The following is a 14,469-nucleotide window of genomic DNA, read 5'->3' as shown; positions in this document are numbered from 1 at the left end:
TTTCCAAGAAACCGATGTCCTCTGAACACCCATCCGCCGCGGGCGCGTCGCACAGCCCGCTCTACGCCAAACTCCTCGGCGAAACCGCCAAGATCGACTGGTGCGATCTCGAACGCTTCTTTGCACAGGGCAAGCTGTTGTCCGTCGCGCGCGACCTCGATCTCGTCAGCGTCGCGGAAGCGGTCGCCAGCGACGATGCCGAGCAAGTCACGCGCTGGCTGTCGGCCGGCCTCGTCGCGCGCATGCCGGCCGAGACCGCCACCGACTACGCGGCGCGCAACCCCGAGCTGTGGGCGGTAGTCGTCTCGCCGTGGGTCTGCGTGCAGGAACGCGCCTGACGCGTCCGCCATGTCCGAATCCGCGTTACCGCACGGGGCCGGCTCCGGCTCGGCCACCGTCACGCACCGGCGTGTCCTCGCGCTCGCCTTCCCGATCGTCCTGGCGAACCTGACCCAGCCGATCCTCGGTGCCGTCGACACGGCCGTCGCCGGCCACCTCGACGGCGCGCAGTATCTCGGCGGCGTCGCGCTCGGCGGGCTGTTCTTCAATTTCGTGTTCTGGGGCTTCGGCTTCCTGCGGATGGGAACGACTGGCCTCGTCGCACAGGCGCATGGCGCCGGCGACGCCACCGGTATTCGGCTGAACCTGCTGCGCGCGCTGATCGTCGCGTTCGCGCTCGGCGCCGCGGTGCTTGCGTTGCAGGTGCCGCTGCTGTCGTTCGCGCTGTCCGCGCTCGGCGGCAGCGACGCCGTCCGCGCGACGGCGCTCGCGTACAGCCATGCGCGGATCTGGAGCGCACCGTTCGCGCTGGCGAACTACGTCGTGCTCGGCTACCTGCTCGGCGTGCAGCGCGTCCGGCTCGCGCTGGTCGCGCAGGTGTTCATCAATGCGGTCAACATCGGCGCCGTCTTGCTCTACGTGTACGGCTTCGGCTGGGGCATCGCCGGCATCGGCGCCGCGACCGCCACGGCGGACGCATGCGGCTTCGCGCTCGGCGCGTGGATGCTGTGGCGGCTGCGGCCGCGCGGCCTCGCGCCGATCGTCGTGCGCGCGCTCGCCGACCGCGTGGCGCTCAAGCGGCTGATCGTACTCAATCGCGACATCTTCCTGCGCACGCTGTGCCTGCTCGGCGCATTCGGCTGGTTCGCGCACCTCGGTGCGAAACAGGGCGACGCGACGCTCGCGGCGAACGCACTGCTGCTGAATTTCCAGACCTTCATGGCGTACGGCCTCGACGGCTTCGCGCATGCGGCCGAGGCACTCGTCGGTGCCGCGGCCGGCGCGCGCGACCGCCACGCATTCCGGCAGGCCGTGCGCGTCACGCTGCTCTGGTCGGCGCTCGGTGCACTGCTGTTCGCGCTCGTTTACTGGGCTGCCGGCGGTTGGATCGTCGCGCGCCTGACCGACCAGCCCGAGATCCGCGCGGTCGCGCTGCGCTACCTGCCGTGGGCCGCGATCTCGCCGATCGTGTCGGTCTGGGGCTTCCTGCTCGACGGCGTCTTCATCGGCGCCACGCAGACGCAATCGCTGATGCGCGCGATGGTCGCGTCGTTCTCGATCTTCATCGTGGCCACGCTCGCCGCCGTCGGGACGTTCGGCAATCACGGGCTCTGGTTCGCGCTGCTGCTGTTCATGGCCGCGCGCGGCGCGACGCTCGCGCGCTACCTGCCGGGGCTGCTGCGGCGCATCGGCGCCGACGCGCACGCCGCACCCGCTGCACCCGCCGCCCGCGCCTGACCGCGGGCCCGGCCGGCCGTTATTCCGTGGGTTTCGGCGGCGGCGCGTCGAGCATCGTCGGCGGCGTCATGTCGGTCGGCACACCGTGATAGTCGGCCGGATCTTCCGGCGGGTGGCCGCGGCGGGCCTGGTGGGGATCGCTGGAACAGCCGGCGAGGATGAATGCGGCCAGCACGGCCAGCGTGAAACGGGTCATCGGGTATGGCTCCGGAAAACGGCGCGCCCATTGCGCGCAGGGACCGCGCCGAGTCTAGCGGAAATCCTGTTTCGAGGTCGCGCTGCGCATGTCCTACTATGTACGCATGGCGCTGTGCCGAGGAAAGGAGGCTGCCATGACGTCTGAAGAAATTGCGGGCCTGATCGGCCTGTTCATCGGTCTGATGGTGCTCGTCGCGCTGTCGTTCTTCGAGTCGCGCGAATACAAGCGCAGCCATGACGGCGAAGGGATGATCCACCACTGGATGGCGGAACACCACCTGCTCGACTGGCGGCGCAAGCACTGAGCGACCCGCTGCCGTCCGGCTGTCCCCCGGGACGTTCGCGAACGTGCCACCGCGTGGCACGGTGGTGATCGCGTCGCGCTGGAATTAACAGGGCCGGATACGCGCACATTGTCCAGATACACAAACGCCGTCGCGTGGCAGTTGGCGCGCGACGGCGTTCGGTTGCGTGCGCCCGGAACGGGCGCGACGCGATTCGGACGGCTCAGCCCAGGAAGTGGCGGGCGTAGCGCGCGTTGATGTCGGACAGGCGGAACAGCGTCAGGAAATCCGCGCAGTTGAAGTCGGGATCCCAGGCCGGCGCGCCGCAGATCTTCGCACCGAGACGCAGGTAGCCCTTGATCAGCGGCGGCGGCGCCACGACGGTGCCCGTCTGCAGTTCGTCGACCGGCAGTGCCGTGTGCGGGAATGCGCGGTACTCGGGCGCCGTCAGCGAACTCGTCGCCAGCGACTGGTACAGGTTCGCCGCATAGTGACCGCCATCGGCCATCGACACGCTCGCGCAGCCGAGCATCGTCTCGTAGCCGTTCTGCATCATGTACGCGCCAAGACCGCCCCACAGCGCCATGATGACGGCGCCGCTGCGGTAGTCGCTGTGCACGCACGAGCGGCCGACCTCGACCATCTTGCCGCGCAGGTGCGTGAGGCGCGACAGGTCGAATTCGCCTTCCGCGTACAGACGGCCGACACGCGCCGCCTGGTGCGGCGGAAGCACGCGATACGTGCCAACGACCTTCAGCGTATCGAGATCGCGAACCAGCAGGTGGTCGCAGTACGCATCGAACGGATCGACGTCGAGACCGGAGGGGCCACTGACCTGCGCGCCCATCTCTTCGGCGAACACGCTGTAGCGCAGGCGCTGGGCTTCGCGCAATTCGTCTTCCGTGCGTGCCCACGCGGCGCGCAGGCGGTATTCGGATGTGACGGTTTCGGCAGCGCGCGGCAGGTGGCGCCGCGATGTGTCAAGAGGCAGCGAGGCAAATGGGAGCGTAGGCGTCGGCAGTTCTCGCATTAGGCTTTCCTGGTCGTAAGGAATAGGACGACATGCCCGCCAATGTAGTAATCGGCCGTGACCGTTATGTGGCACGACCGTGTCCTTTCAATGACGTGTCGCCGAAATGACTTTAGCAGAAAGCTTGCGAAACCGTCTGATGAATCCCTTTAACCCCCGTCAGGCCTGCTTCACACCAGTTCCGGCGTCAATACCGCCCGCAGCACGGCCTGCCGGCTGCCGTCACGTGTGCGGCTCGCGAGCCACACCACACCGCCCTTCTTGACGCTCCAGCTGTCGTCGCTGCCGGCGATCAGTTGCGCGGCGACACTGCCGAGCGTCGGCTGGTGCCCGACGATCACGACCGTCGGCGCGATCCCTTCCGGCCATCCGGCCGCCTCCAGCACGTCGTCGACGCTGCCGCCCGGCGCGAGCGCGTCGACGGTCCGGTACTGGTCGGTCAGCGCCTCGACGGTCTGCACGGTACGGGCCGCCGGGCTCGCGAGGATCAGCGTGTTCGTCTCGAGCCGGCCACGCAGCCATTTGGCCATCGCCTGGGCGTCCTTGCGGCCACGGGCGGTCAGTTGGCGCGCGAGATCGCTCGTCGCGTAGTCCTCGGCTTCCGCATGGCGCCACAGGATCAGGTTCATCATGATTTTTCTCCTTGCTTCGACGAACGGCGCCAGACACCTGCGTCCGGACCGGCCGGTCACCTGCGGATTGTCGCAAATCGCGGCCGATTCGCCGCCGCGGCATTTATCCGCAGATCGCGATTGACCAAATCAGTAATTAGACGATAGAATCTTTGGCTCGTCGGAGCGTAGCGCAGCCTGGTAGCGCATCTGATTTGGGATCAGAGGGTCGTAGGTTCGAATCCTATCGCTCCGACCAAGGATATCAAGGGGTTACGGTTAAACACCGTAGCCCCTTTTCCTTTTCTGGATCGTCGAGTCGATCGCCCGGATTCCCGGCTCGCGGCCAATCCGGTCAATTGGCGGGATTTGCCGACGACACATGCGGCCCGCCCTCAGCCCGCGCACGGCCCTTCCGGGAACACGCGATAATGCGCGTGAACAACCCGCATCCGCGCATGAAAAACAACATTCTCAAGACCATCCTCTGCGCATCGCTGCTCGCGCTCGCGACCGCCGGCACCGCGTCGGCCAAGGCGCTCGACGACGCACTCGACTGCCACTCGAACGGCCACCGGTTCGTCGCGCCGCTGCTCGCCGCCGGCGACATCCAGTCGGAGCCGATGCACGTCGAATCGAATTCGGTCAACGCATTCCGCACGAGTCGCTCGCTGACGGCCTACGGCTTCGGTGTCTATGTCGTGCTCGGTTACCAGGCGAACGATCCGATCTTCCGTCCGGGCGACGGCACGCCGATCGGCGACTGGGCCTACGGCGTCGTGGTGCGCGGCACGAAGAGCGCGGTGGAGGAAGCCGTGCGCAAGGCCGGCAGCGACGCGACCGTCAAACAGGCATTCCCGTTCCTGACCGCGATCGTCTGCTCGTCGGACTGAGCGGGCATCAGGACGGTCACGCGGCACGCCTGAAGGCCGCAACGCCGCACCATCCCGTCCGAGCCCTTCCGGACCCCGCTATCGGCCCGTTACGCGCCGGTGTACACCACGCGATACGGAATACCGACCTTCTCCCACTCGGCAGCCTCCTGGCTGAGGCTGTAGTCGGTCAACGGGTTCTGCTCGACCCACGCGCTCGGCAGGCGCACTTCATACCCGCCCTTCTTCATCTGCGACACTGAAATGTCGGGCAGCCCCGCATCGGTCCGGCGCCGGCACAGCAGCGCCGCGAGCCGCAGGCAGAACAGCAGCGGCCATTCGACCTCGCGCGCCTGCGACAGCTTGCCGAGCTTGCCCGCGTGACCGAGCACGAGCGCGGCGAGCCGCGCCTGGTCGGTGCGCGAAAAACCCGGCATGTCCGCATTGCTCGTGATATAGGCCGAATGCTTGTGATACGCGCTGTGCGAGATCGACAGGCCGATTTCATGCAGCGCAGCCGCCCAGCCGAGGAACATCCGCCCTTCCTCGGCCGCTTCGTCTTCGGCTTCCTCGAGCTCGTCGTAGAAACGCGCCGCGAGCGCGCCGATCCGCTCGGCCTGCGCACGATCGACGCCGTAGCGGCGCGTGAAGCCCTCGACGGTCACCGCGCGCATGTCCTCGTGCTGCGTCCGGCCGAGCAGGTCGTACAGCACGCCGAGACGCAGCGCGCCGTCGGTCGTATCGACATAATCGACACCGAGCTCCTCGAACACTGCAAGCATGATCGCAAGGCCGCCCGCGAGCACCGGCACGCGGTCGGGCTTCAGCGCGATCAGCTTCAGCCGGTTGACGTTCTCCGACTTGATCAGCGCGCGCTTCAGGCGCTCGAGACCACCGCGCGAAATGCCGTGCGTGATGCCCGGATCGTTGAAGCCGTTCGCCTCGACGAGCTCCGCGAGTGCACGCGCGGTGCCGGACGAACCGATCGCCTGGTCCCACCCGGCCTTCTTGTATTCGCTGGAAATGATCTGGATCTCGCGCTTGGCCGCGAGTTCGGCCTGCCGCATCGTGTATTCGTCGACGTTGCCGGCCGGAAAAAAGGTGCGGCTGTGGCTCACGCAGCCGATATAGAGACTCTCCATCACGATCGGCGTGTAGTGCGAGCCGATGATGAATTCGGTCGAGCCGCCGCCGATGTCGACGACGAGCCGCTTGCCGGCGCTCGCCGGCACCGAATGCGCGGCGCCCGCATAGATCAGCCGCGCTTCTTCGCGGCCCGCGATCACTTCGATCGGGAAACCGAGCGCCGCTTCGGCCTCGCCGAGAAATTCGCCCGCGTTCTTCGCGACGCGCAGCGTGTTGGTCGCCACCGCGCGCACATGATCGGGATGGAAATCGCGCAGGCGCTCGCCGAACCGCTTGAGCGCCTCCCAGCCACGCTCCTGCGACGCGCGATCGAGCATCTTGTCGCTCGACAGGCCGGCAGCCAGACGGACCGGCTCGCGCAACGCGTCGACGGGATAGATCTGGCTGCCCGCCGGCGTTTCCTCGACGCGACCGACGATCAGCCGGAAGCTGTTCGAGCCGAGATCCACGGCAGCCAGCAAGTGGGGGGTTGTAACCATCAGAATGGGGCTCCGTGCGCGTTCACCCGCGGCAGCCGTCCGGCAACCCAGGTCAATCAATCATCAATCAAAGGCGACATTTTAAGCGTGGAACGCTTGCCATTGCCACGCTTCACGGGCATGCACACTGCTCGATTGTATATAGCCGAAACATTTATGAGACGAAACGGTTGCAGCGTAGAATTTCCCGATATAAAACCATTATCGTCATCAGCACGTCATCGTACCGTGAGAGCTTCCGAGCGTCCTTTCGAATCATCGCCTGAATCACCCCCTACTCTGCCGATGTCCGTCCGTTATCCGCTTCTCAATCGTGAACTCGGCATCCTCGGTTTCAACGAGCGCGTGCTGGCCCAGGCCGCCGATCCGCAAGTCCCGTTGCTCGAGCGCCTTCGCTTCATCTGCATCACCAGCAGCAACCTCGACGAATTCTTCGAAGTCCGGATGGCCGGCCTGCAGGAACAGATCCGCGACAACCCCGGCGCGCTGACGCCCGACGGCATGTCGTTACAGCATGCTTACGATCTGGTCGTCGAACGCGCGCAGCGGCTCGTCCATCGACAGTACACGATGCTGCACGAAACCGTGCTGCCCGCGCTCGAACAGGAAGGCATCTACTTCCATGCGAGCGACACGTGGAACGACGAGCAGCTCGAATGGGCGCGGCGCTACTTCCTCGACGAACTGCTGCCCGTGCTGACGCCGATCGGCCTCGATCCGGCCCACCCATTCCCGCGCGTGCTGAACAAGAGCCTGAACTTCGTCGTCGAGCTCGAGGGCCGCGATGCGTTCGGCCGCCAGGCCGTGATGGGCATCGTGCAGGCGCCGCGCGCGCTGCCGCGCGTCGTGCGCATGCCGCACGCGCTGTCCGGTTTCGAGCACGGCTTCGTGCTGCTGAGCTCGTTCATGCAGCGCTTCGTCGGCGAGCTTTTCCCGCAACTCGTCGTGAAGAGCTGCAACCAGTTCCGCATCACGCGCAACAGCGAACTGTTCGTCGACGAGGACGAAATCACGAACCTGCGCGTCGCGCTGCAGGGCGAACTGCCCGCACGCCACCTCGGCAACGCGGTGCGGCTCGAGGTGTCGGCCGACACGCCGGCGCACATCGTGCGGCGCCTGCTCGAGGAAAGCGAACTCGGCGAAAAGGACTGCTATCGCGTGGCCGGGTCCGTGAACCTCGTGCGCCTGATGCAGATTCCCGATCTCGTCGACCGCCCCGACCTGAAATTCGCGCCGTTCACCGCATCGACGCCGGCCGCGATCACGAACGCGCCGACGATGTTCGACGCGATCGACAACGGCGACATCCTGCTGCACCACCCGTACGAGAGCTTCCAGCCCGTGCTCGAATTGCTGCAGCAGGCTGCGAAGGATCCGAGCGTCGTCGCGATCAAGCAGACGATCTACCGCACCGGCACCGTTTCGCCGCTGATGGACGCGCTGATGGAAGCCGCGCGCAACGGCAAGGAAGTGACCGTCGTCGTCGAGCTGCTCGCGCGCTTCGACGAGGAAACCAACATCAACTGGGCGTCGCAGCTCGAAGCCGTCGGCGCGCACGTCGTGTACGGCGTGGTCGGCCACAAGTGCCACGCGAAGATGATGCTGATCGTGCGCCGTGTCGTGCAGGCCGGCAAGGCGTCGCTGCGCCGCTACGTGCACCTCGGCACCGGCAACTACCACCCGCGCACGGCGCGCCTCTACACCGACTTCGGGCTGATGACGGCCGACCAGAAGCTCTGCGAGGACGTCCATCACGTATTCCAGCAACTGACCGGGATCGGCGGCGAACTCACGCTGCACGAGCTGTGGCAGTCGCCGTTCACGCTGCATCCGCGCATCATCGACGCGATCCGCGTGGAGATCGACAATGCGCGTGCCGGCAAGCGCGCGCGCGTCGTCGCGAAAATGAACGCGCTGCTGGAGCCGTCGGTGATCGCCGCGCTGTATGAAGCGTCGCAGGCCGGCGTCAAGGTCGACCTGATCGTGCGCGGCGTCTGCGCGCTGAAACCCGGCGTGCCGGGGCTGTCGGAAAACATCACGGTGCGTTCGATCGTCGGCCGCTTCCTCGAGCACCACCGGATCTACTACTTCCACGCGGGCGGCGCCGAGGACGTCTATCTGTCGAGCGCCGACTGGATGGACCGCAACCTGTTCCGCCGCGTCGAAGTCGCGTTCCCGATCCGCGAGCGCAAGCTCAAGCGGCGCGTGATCGCCGAAGGCCTGTCGGTGTGCCTCGGCGACAACCAGTCGGCCTGGCAGATGCACAGCGACGGTCACTACCGCCGCCGCCGCGCCGGCAAGACGATCCGCAACGCGCAACTCGGGCTGCTCGCGAAGTTCTGCTCGTGAGCCGGCCGCGCGGCGCCGGTCGCGTGCCGCACGGCCAATAAAAAAGCGCAGCCTGGGCTGCGCTTTTTTACGGACCACCCATGCCGCCGCTCGCCGAACGAGCGCGGCCGTTACGCGATCAGGCCTCGTACGCGGCCGGCCGGATCGCGATGATGCGCGAGCCCGGGAACCGCGCGGTGAACGTGCTGCCGCGCCCTTCTTCGCTCTGCACGTACAGGTGCGCGTCGTGCCGCTGCAGCACGTGCTTGACGATCGCGAGCCCGAGCCCCGTGCCGCCCGTATCGCGCGAACGGCTGCGGTCGACGCGGTAGAAGCGCTCGGTGAGCCGCGGCAGGTCGGCGGCCGGAATGCCGAAGCCACTGTCCGTGACGGAAAACACGCCCTGCGCACCCTCGCGCCGCCACGACACGACGATCTTGCCGCCGTCCGGCGTATAGCGGATCGCGTTCGTGACGAGATTCGCGAACGCGCTGAACAACTCCGTCTGCGCGCCCGTGACGCCGAGCGTCTCGTCGATCGAGAACGCGATGTCGTGATGCCCGTTCGACAACGACTGCGCATCCTCCTTCAGATGGTCGAACACGGCGCGCATGTCGATCGCGCGATCGACCGGCGGCTTGCTCTCGCCCTCCAGCTTCGCGAGCACCAGCAGGTCGGTGACGATGTGCCGCATCCGCGATGCCTGCTGCTCCATCATCTCGAGATAACGAGCGCGGTCTTCCTCGTTCAGCGGCAGCTCGCGCATCGTCTCGAGAAAACCCGACAGCACGGTCAGCGGCGTCTTCAACTCGTGCGACACGTTCGCGACGAAGTCGCGCCGCATCGCATCGGTACGCTCGAGCTCGGTGATGTCCTGCGTGAGCAGCAGCTTGCGATTCTCGCCGTACGGAAACACCTGCACGGCCAGCACGTTCTGCCGCGAGCCGCCCATGCCGCGCATCACGAGCGTCTCGTCGTAATGCTGCGCGTTCAGGTAACGGACGAACTCGGGATGGCGTACCAGGTTGGTGATGTGCTGGCGCAGGTCGCGTTTCGCATCGAGGCCGAAATGGACCTCGGCGATCTCGTTGCACCACTCGATCTGGTCGTGATCGTCGAGCATCGCGACGCCGTTCGGCGACGCCTGGATCGCCTGGATGAAGCGCGAGTGCTGCTGTTCAACCTGCCGCACCTGTCCATGCCATTGTTTCGCAAGCTTGTGCAGACGGTAGTAGATCTCGCCCCAGATGCCCGGCGCGCTCGGCACCTCACCGTAGACCGGCGCATCGAGCAGCCGCCACAGACGCTGCGTATGGAAGGTGCTGAAGAAACCCTGCGCGACCAGCATCACGACCACGAACACGAGGCCCGCGGTCGGGCCGGCAAAGACGCCGACCAATACGCCGATCAGCACGAGCAGCACGAGCGACACCAGAAAGCGCGCCCAGATGATGTTCATGATTCAGCGCCCGAAAGAATGAACGGCATGCCGTGGCACACGGCATGCTCGAATACGTTACGCGTGCTTGGCGAGCCGGTAGCCGCTGCCGCGCACGGTCTCGATCATCGCATCGCAGCCGGCCGGTTTCAAGGCCGCGCGCAATCGTTTGATGTGCACGTCGACGGTGCGCTCCTCGACGAACACGTGGTCGCCCCACACCTGGTCGAGCAGTTGCGTGCGGCTGTGCACGCGCTCCGGATGCGTCATGAAGAAATGCAGCAGGCGGAACTCGGTCGGACCGAGATCGAGCTTGATCTCGCTGCCTTCCGCATGCGCGGCGACGCGATGCGTGGCCGGGTCGAGACGCAGCCCGTTGATCGACACGACGTCCTCGGTCAGCTGCGGCGCACGACGGCGCAGCACGGCCTTGATGCGCGCCATCAGTTCCTTCGGCGAGAACGGCTTCGTCACGTAGTCGTCCGCGCCGATCTCGAGGCCGAGCACCTTGTCCTGCTCGTCGCCGCGCGCGGTCAACATGATGATCGGGATGTGTTTGGTCCGTTCGTTGTTGCGCAGGTCGCGCGCGAACGCGATACCGGACTTGCCCGGCAGCATCCAGTCGAGCAGCACGAGATCGGGCAGCACATCGCTGATCAGGTTCTGCGCCTGTTCGGCGTTGTACGCACGGATCGGGCAGTGACCGGCGTGCTGGAGATTCACCGAGATCAGTTCGGAAATCGCGGGCTCATCTTCAACGACGAGAATGTTGCTGGGCATCGGCACCTCTTTTTTTCCTGTACGTTGTCGCGTTAACTGTTGGCTTCACGATCGAGCGTGTCGCGCGGCTGGTGCCGCACGTCGGTGCCCTTCACGATGTAGATGATGAATTCGGCGATGTTCTTCGCGTGGTCGCCGATCCGTTCGATCGCCTTCGCGATGAACAGGTATTCGAGGCCGACCGAGATCGTGCGCGGATCTTCCTGCATGTACGACACGAGCTTGCGCACGAACGCACGGAATTCCAGGTCGATTTCCTTGTCGTCCTTGACGATCTGCGCGGCGGCGACCGTATCGAGGCGCGCGAACGCGTCGAGCGCGCGGCGCAGGATCGTCACGGCCATCTCGCCCGACACCTTGATCTCGGCGATGTTGACCGCGCGCGCGGCCGGCTCGTCGACCAGGCGGCGCACGCGCTTCGCGATCTTCTCGGCTTCGTCGCCGGCACGCTCGAGGTTCGTAATCGTTTTCGAAATCGACATCAAAAGACGCAGGTCGCGCGCGGCAGGCTGCCTCCGCGCGATGATGTTGCCGCACTCCTGGTCGATGTCGACTTCCATCGCGTTCAGCGTTTCCTCGGCCGCGATCACCTTCTCGGCTGCATCGCGATCGAATTCGTTCAGCGCGTACATCGCACCGACGATCTGCGACTCGACGAGGCCGCCCATTTCCAGCACTTTCGACGACACGGCATTCAGGTCCGCGTCGAACTGGCTCGACAGATGTTTATCCGACATGGCTGTTGTTCTCCGTCATCAGCCGAAGCGGCCGGTGATGTAGTCTTCCGTTTCCTTGCGCACCGGCTTGATGAAGATCTTTTCGGTTTCGCCGAACTCGATCAGCTCGCCCAGGTACATGTAGGCCGTGAAATCCGAGCAGCGCGCGGCCTGCTGCATGTTGTGCGTGACGATCACGACCGTGTAGTCGCTCTTCAGCTCCGCGATCAGCTCCTCGATGCGGCCGGTCGAGATCGGGTCGAGCGCCGAGCACGGCTCGTCGAGCAGCAGCACTTCCGGACGGATCGCGATGCCGCGCGCGATGCACAGACGCTGCTGCTGGCCGCCCGAGAGGCCGTAGCCGCTCTGGCCCAGCTTGTCCTTCACTTCGTTCCACAGCGCGGCCTTCGTGAGCGCCCACTCGACCCGGTCGTCCATTTCCGAGCGCGTGAGCTTCTCGAACATCTTCACGCCGAACGCGATGTTGTCGTAGATCGACATCGGGAACGGGGTCGGCTTCTGGAACACCATGCCGATACGCGCGCGCAGCAGCGAGATATCGCGCTTCGTCGTCAGCAGGTTCTCGCCGTCCATCAGGATTTCGCCTTCGGCGCGCTGCTCCGGATAGAGCGCGAACATCTTGTTGAACGTGCGCAGCAGCGTCGACTTGCCGCAGCCCGACGGGCCGATGAACGCCGTCACCTTCCCTTCGGGAATGCGCAGGTTGATGTTCTTCAGCGCATGGAACTTGTTGTAGAAGAAGTTGAGGTTGTTGACCTCGATCTTCGCGTTCAGCGGCTCGAGCGGGCGATCGTTCGCCGCGTCGTGCGTGCCGACGGGCGCTGCGGTGCGCTCGACGGGATTCAGGTGGCTCTCTGCCATATTCATCGGATTGCTCCGCCGTTACTTTTTCGAGAAGACCGAGCGCGCCAGGATGTTGAGTCCGAGCACCCCGAGCGTAATCAGGAACACGCCCGCCCATGCGAGCGACTGCCATTCCGCGAACGGGCTCATCGCGAACTTGTAGATCGTCACGGGCAGGTTCGCCATCGGCTGGCTCATGTCCCACGAGAAGAACTGGTTCGACAGCGCGGTGAACAGCAGCGGCGCCGTTTCGCCGGCGATCCGCGCGATCGCGAGCAGCACGCCCGTGATGATGCCGCCCACCGATGCGCGCAGCGTGATCTTCAGCACCATCCGCCACTTCGGCGTGCCGAGCGCGAACGCTGCTTCGCGCAGCGCGTTCGGCACGAGCTTCAGCATGTTCTCGGTCGTGCGGATCACGATCGGAATCTGCAGCAGCGCGAGCGCGATGACGCCGGCCCAGCCCGAGAAGCGTCCCGACTTCGCGACGACGAGCGCGTACACGAACAGGCCGATGACGATCGACGGCGCCGACAGCAGGATGTCGTTGATGAAGCGGATCGTGCTCGCCAGCAGGTTCTTCTGCCCGTACTCGGCGAGATAGACGCCCGCGAGGATGCCGATCGGTGTGCCGACCAGCGTGCCGAAACCGCACAGCAGCAGGCTGCCGACGATCGCGTTCGCGAGACCGCCGCCTTCGGTGTTCGGTGCCGGCGTCGATTCGGTGAACAGCTGCAGCGACAGGCCGCCGATACCGAGGTGCAGCGTCGTGTACAGGATCCACACGAGCCACAGCAGGCCGAACGCCATTGCGCCGAGCGATGCGGCGAGCGCGATCGCGTTGACGACCTTGCGCTTGCGCTGCAGGCGCTCGCGCATCGCTTCGAGCACGGCGCCGTTCGGCCCCGGGAAATTCATGATGGGCTCGCTCATTTCTTGCCCTCTCCCTTCTCGAGGCGAAGCAGCAGCAGTTTGGAGATGGACAGCACGATGAACGTGATCACGAACAGGATCAGGCCGAGTTCCATCAGCGCGGACGTATGCAGGCCCGGCTGCGCTTCCGCGAATTCGTTCGCGAGCGCCGACGTGATGCTGTTGCCCGGCGCGAACAGCGACACGCTGTCGAGCAGGTTCGTGTTACCGATCACGAACGTCACGGCCATCGTTTCGCCGAGTGCACGGCCGAGGCCGAGCATCACGCCGCCGATCACGCCGGTCTTCGTATAGGGCAGCACGACCTTCCACATCACTTCCCAAGTCGTGCAGCCGATCCCGTAGGCCGATTCCTTCAGCAGCACGGGCGTGACCTCGAACACGTCGCGCATCACCGACGCGATGTACGGGATGATCATGATCGCGAGGATCACGCCGGCCGCGAGAATACCGATGCCGATCGGCGGGCCGGCGGTCAGCGGACCGAGCACCCACACGTCCTTGAACAGGCGGCCGAGCGGCTTCTGGAAGTATTCGGCGAAGATCGGCGCGAACACCAGCAGCCCCCACATGCCGTACACGATCGACGGGATCGCGGCGAGCAGCTCGATCGCGATGCCGAGCGGACGGCGCAGCCACACGGGCGACAGCTCGGTGAGGAACAGGGCGATACCGAAACTGACGGGCACCGCGATGACGAGCGCAATGACCGACGTCACGATCGTGCCGTAGATCGGCACGAGTGCGCCGTAGATGTCCGAGTTGGGATCCCACTCGGATTGCCACAGGAAGCCGAGGCCGAACTTCTGGATGGTCGGCAACGACGCAATGATCAGGGAAACGATGATCCCGCCCAGCAGCAGCAGGGTCACGATCGCGGCGAGCCGTGCAAGGCCGCCGAACACAACATCCCCGAGACGGCTCGGCGCGTGTTGCTGAGCAACGCCGGCGGACCGTGAGGACGTATAGGAAATATCAGACATGGGTGCCTGCTTTTGAGTGCCGGGCGCCGTAACGCCCGGCTTTACCGCACACACTGCCCGACCGGCGCGG

The 14,469-nt window shown here is 65.6% G+C and carries 15 protein-coding genes and 1 tRNA gene; 6 read left to right on the top strand and 10 right to left on the bottom strand.

The window, feature by feature from the left end; translation table 11 throughout:
• Positions 1-14 precede the first annotated feature (14 nt).
• Positions 15-338: a DUF2288 domain-containing protein gene (locus ACTRWB_RS34940; protein WP_446904543.1), complete on the top strand. Its 324-nt coding sequence runs from the start codon at positions 15-17 to the stop codon at positions 336-338.
• A gap of 10 nt (positions 339-348) precedes the next feature.
• Positions 349-1,737 carry an MATE family efflux transporter gene (locus tag ACTRWB_RS34935; RefSeq protein ID WP_446904542.1) on the top strand — a complete coding sequence of 463 codons (1,389 nt, stop codon included), beginning with the start codon at positions 349-351 and terminating at the stop codon, positions 1,735-1,737.
• Positions 1,738-1,756: 19 nt separating this feature from the next.
• On the opposite strand, the gene ACTRWB_RS34930 is transcribed toward ACTRWB_RS34935, so the two are convergent.
• Complete coding sequence (locus tag ACTRWB_RS34930) at positions 1,757-1,933, bottom strand: hypothetical protein (protein ID WP_164992003.1); 177 nt, start codon at positions 1,931-1,933, stop codon at positions 1,757-1,759.
• Positions 1,934-2,069: 136 nt separating this feature from the next.
• Here ACTRWB_RS34930 and ACTRWB_RS34925 point away from each other — a divergent pair, with 136 nt between their 5' ends.
• Positions 2,070-2,240, top strand: coding sequence for a hypothetical protein (locus ACTRWB_RS34925; protein WP_164992002.1), 171 nt, complete (start codon positions 2,070-2,072; stop codon positions 2,238-2,240).
• Positions 2,241-2,442: 202 nt separating this feature from the next.
• On the opposite strand, the gene ACTRWB_RS34920 is transcribed toward ACTRWB_RS34925, so the two are convergent.
• Together ACTRWB_RS34920 and sixA are read right to left on the bottom strand one after the other, a co-directional pair.
• Positions 2,443-3,249 carry a GNAT family N-acetyltransferase gene (locus ACTRWB_RS34920; protein ID WP_193098095.1) on the bottom strand — a complete coding sequence of 269 codons (807 nt, stop codon included), beginning with the start codon at positions 3,247-3,249 and terminating at the stop codon, positions 2,443-2,445.
• 170 nt (positions 3,250-3,419) lie between these two features.
• The gene (gene sixA / locus ACTRWB_RS34915; protein WP_343491636.1) at positions 3,420-3,881 is read right to left on the bottom strand and encodes a phosphohistidine phosphatase SixA; all 462 of its coding nucleotides are present in this window, start codon (positions 3,879-3,881) and stop codon (positions 3,420-3,422) included.
• A 161-nt stretch (positions 3,882-4,042) separates the two neighbouring features.
• Here sixA and ACTRWB_RS34910 point away from each other — a divergent pair.
• A tRNA-Pro gene (locus ACTRWB_RS34910) sits at positions 4,043-4,119 on the top strand.
• Positions 4,120-4,318: 199 nt separating this feature from the next.
• Positions 4,319-4,753, top strand: a complete 435-nt coding sequence (locus tag ACTRWB_RS34905) for a hypothetical protein (protein WP_193098094.1) — start codon at positions 4,319-4,321, stop codon at positions 4,751-4,753.
• A gap of 89 nt (positions 4,754-4,842) precedes the next feature.
• Here ACTRWB_RS34905 and ppx read toward each other — a convergent pair whose 3' ends face one another.
• Positions 4,843-6,357, bottom strand: a complete 1,515-nt coding sequence (ppx, locus tag ACTRWB_RS34900) for an exopolyphosphatase (RefSeq protein ID WP_446904541.1) — start codon at positions 6,355-6,357, stop codon at positions 4,843-4,845.
• Positions 6,358-6,642: 285 nt separating this feature from the next.
• On the opposite strand from ppx, the gene ppk1 reads away from it, so the two are divergent.
• Positions 6,643-8,706: a polyphosphate kinase 1 gene (gene ppk1, locus ACTRWB_RS34895; protein WP_412022098.1), complete on the top strand. Its 2,064-nt coding sequence runs from the start codon at positions 6,643-6,645 to the stop codon at positions 8,704-8,706.
• A 118-nt stretch (positions 8,707-8,824) separates the two neighbouring features.
• Here ppk1 and phoR read toward each other — a convergent pair whose 3' ends face one another.
• Genes phoR through pstC form a run of 6 tightly spaced genes read right to left on the bottom strand, consistent with a single transcriptional unit; the run spans position 8,825 to position 14,399 of the window.
• Positions 8,825-10,144, bottom strand: coding sequence for a phosphate regulon sensor histidine kinase PhoR (gene phoR, locus ACTRWB_RS34890; RefSeq protein ID WP_446904540.1), 1,320 nt, complete (start codon positions 10,142-10,144; stop codon positions 8,825-8,827).
• A gap of 57 nt (positions 10,145-10,201) precedes the next feature.
• Positions 10,202-10,903 (bottom strand): phosphate regulon transcriptional regulator PhoB, encoded by a 702-nt coding sequence (gene phoB / locus ACTRWB_RS34885; protein ID WP_027787869.1) that lies wholly within the window; start codon positions 10,901-10,903, stop codon positions 10,202-10,204.
• 32 nt (positions 10,904-10,935) lie between these two features.
• Positions 10,936-11,640 carry a phosphate signaling complex protein PhoU gene (gene phoU, locus ACTRWB_RS34880; RefSeq protein WP_129514230.1) on the bottom strand — a complete coding sequence of 235 codons (705 nt, stop codon included), beginning with the start codon at positions 11,638-11,640 and terminating at the stop codon, positions 10,936-10,938.
• A gap of 18 nt (positions 11,641-11,658) precedes the next feature.
• Entirely contained in the window at positions 11,659-12,507 is an 849-nt protein-coding gene (pstB, locus tag ACTRWB_RS34875) for a phosphate ABC transporter ATP-binding protein PstB (RefSeq protein ID WP_129514229.1), read from the bottom strand.
• Positions 12,508-12,522: 15 nt separating this feature from the next.
• Positions 12,523-13,416, bottom strand: coding sequence for a phosphate ABC transporter permease PstA (gene pstA / locus ACTRWB_RS34870; protein WP_129514228.1), 894 nt, complete (start codon positions 13,414-13,416; stop codon positions 12,523-12,525).
• Positions 13,413-14,399 carry a phosphate ABC transporter permease PstC gene (pstC, locus tag ACTRWB_RS34865; RefSeq protein ID WP_446904539.1) on the bottom strand — a complete coding sequence of 329 codons (987 nt, stop codon included), beginning with the start codon at positions 14,397-14,399 and terminating at the stop codon, positions 13,413-13,415. Before pstC ends, pstA begins: the two co-directional genes overlap by 4 nt.
• Positions 14,400-14,469: the final 70 nt, after the last annotated feature.

This window comes from Burkholderia sp. YIM B11467 (genome assembly GCF_052952715.1).
This window is presented reverse-complemented; position numbering and strand designations above follow the sequence as displayed.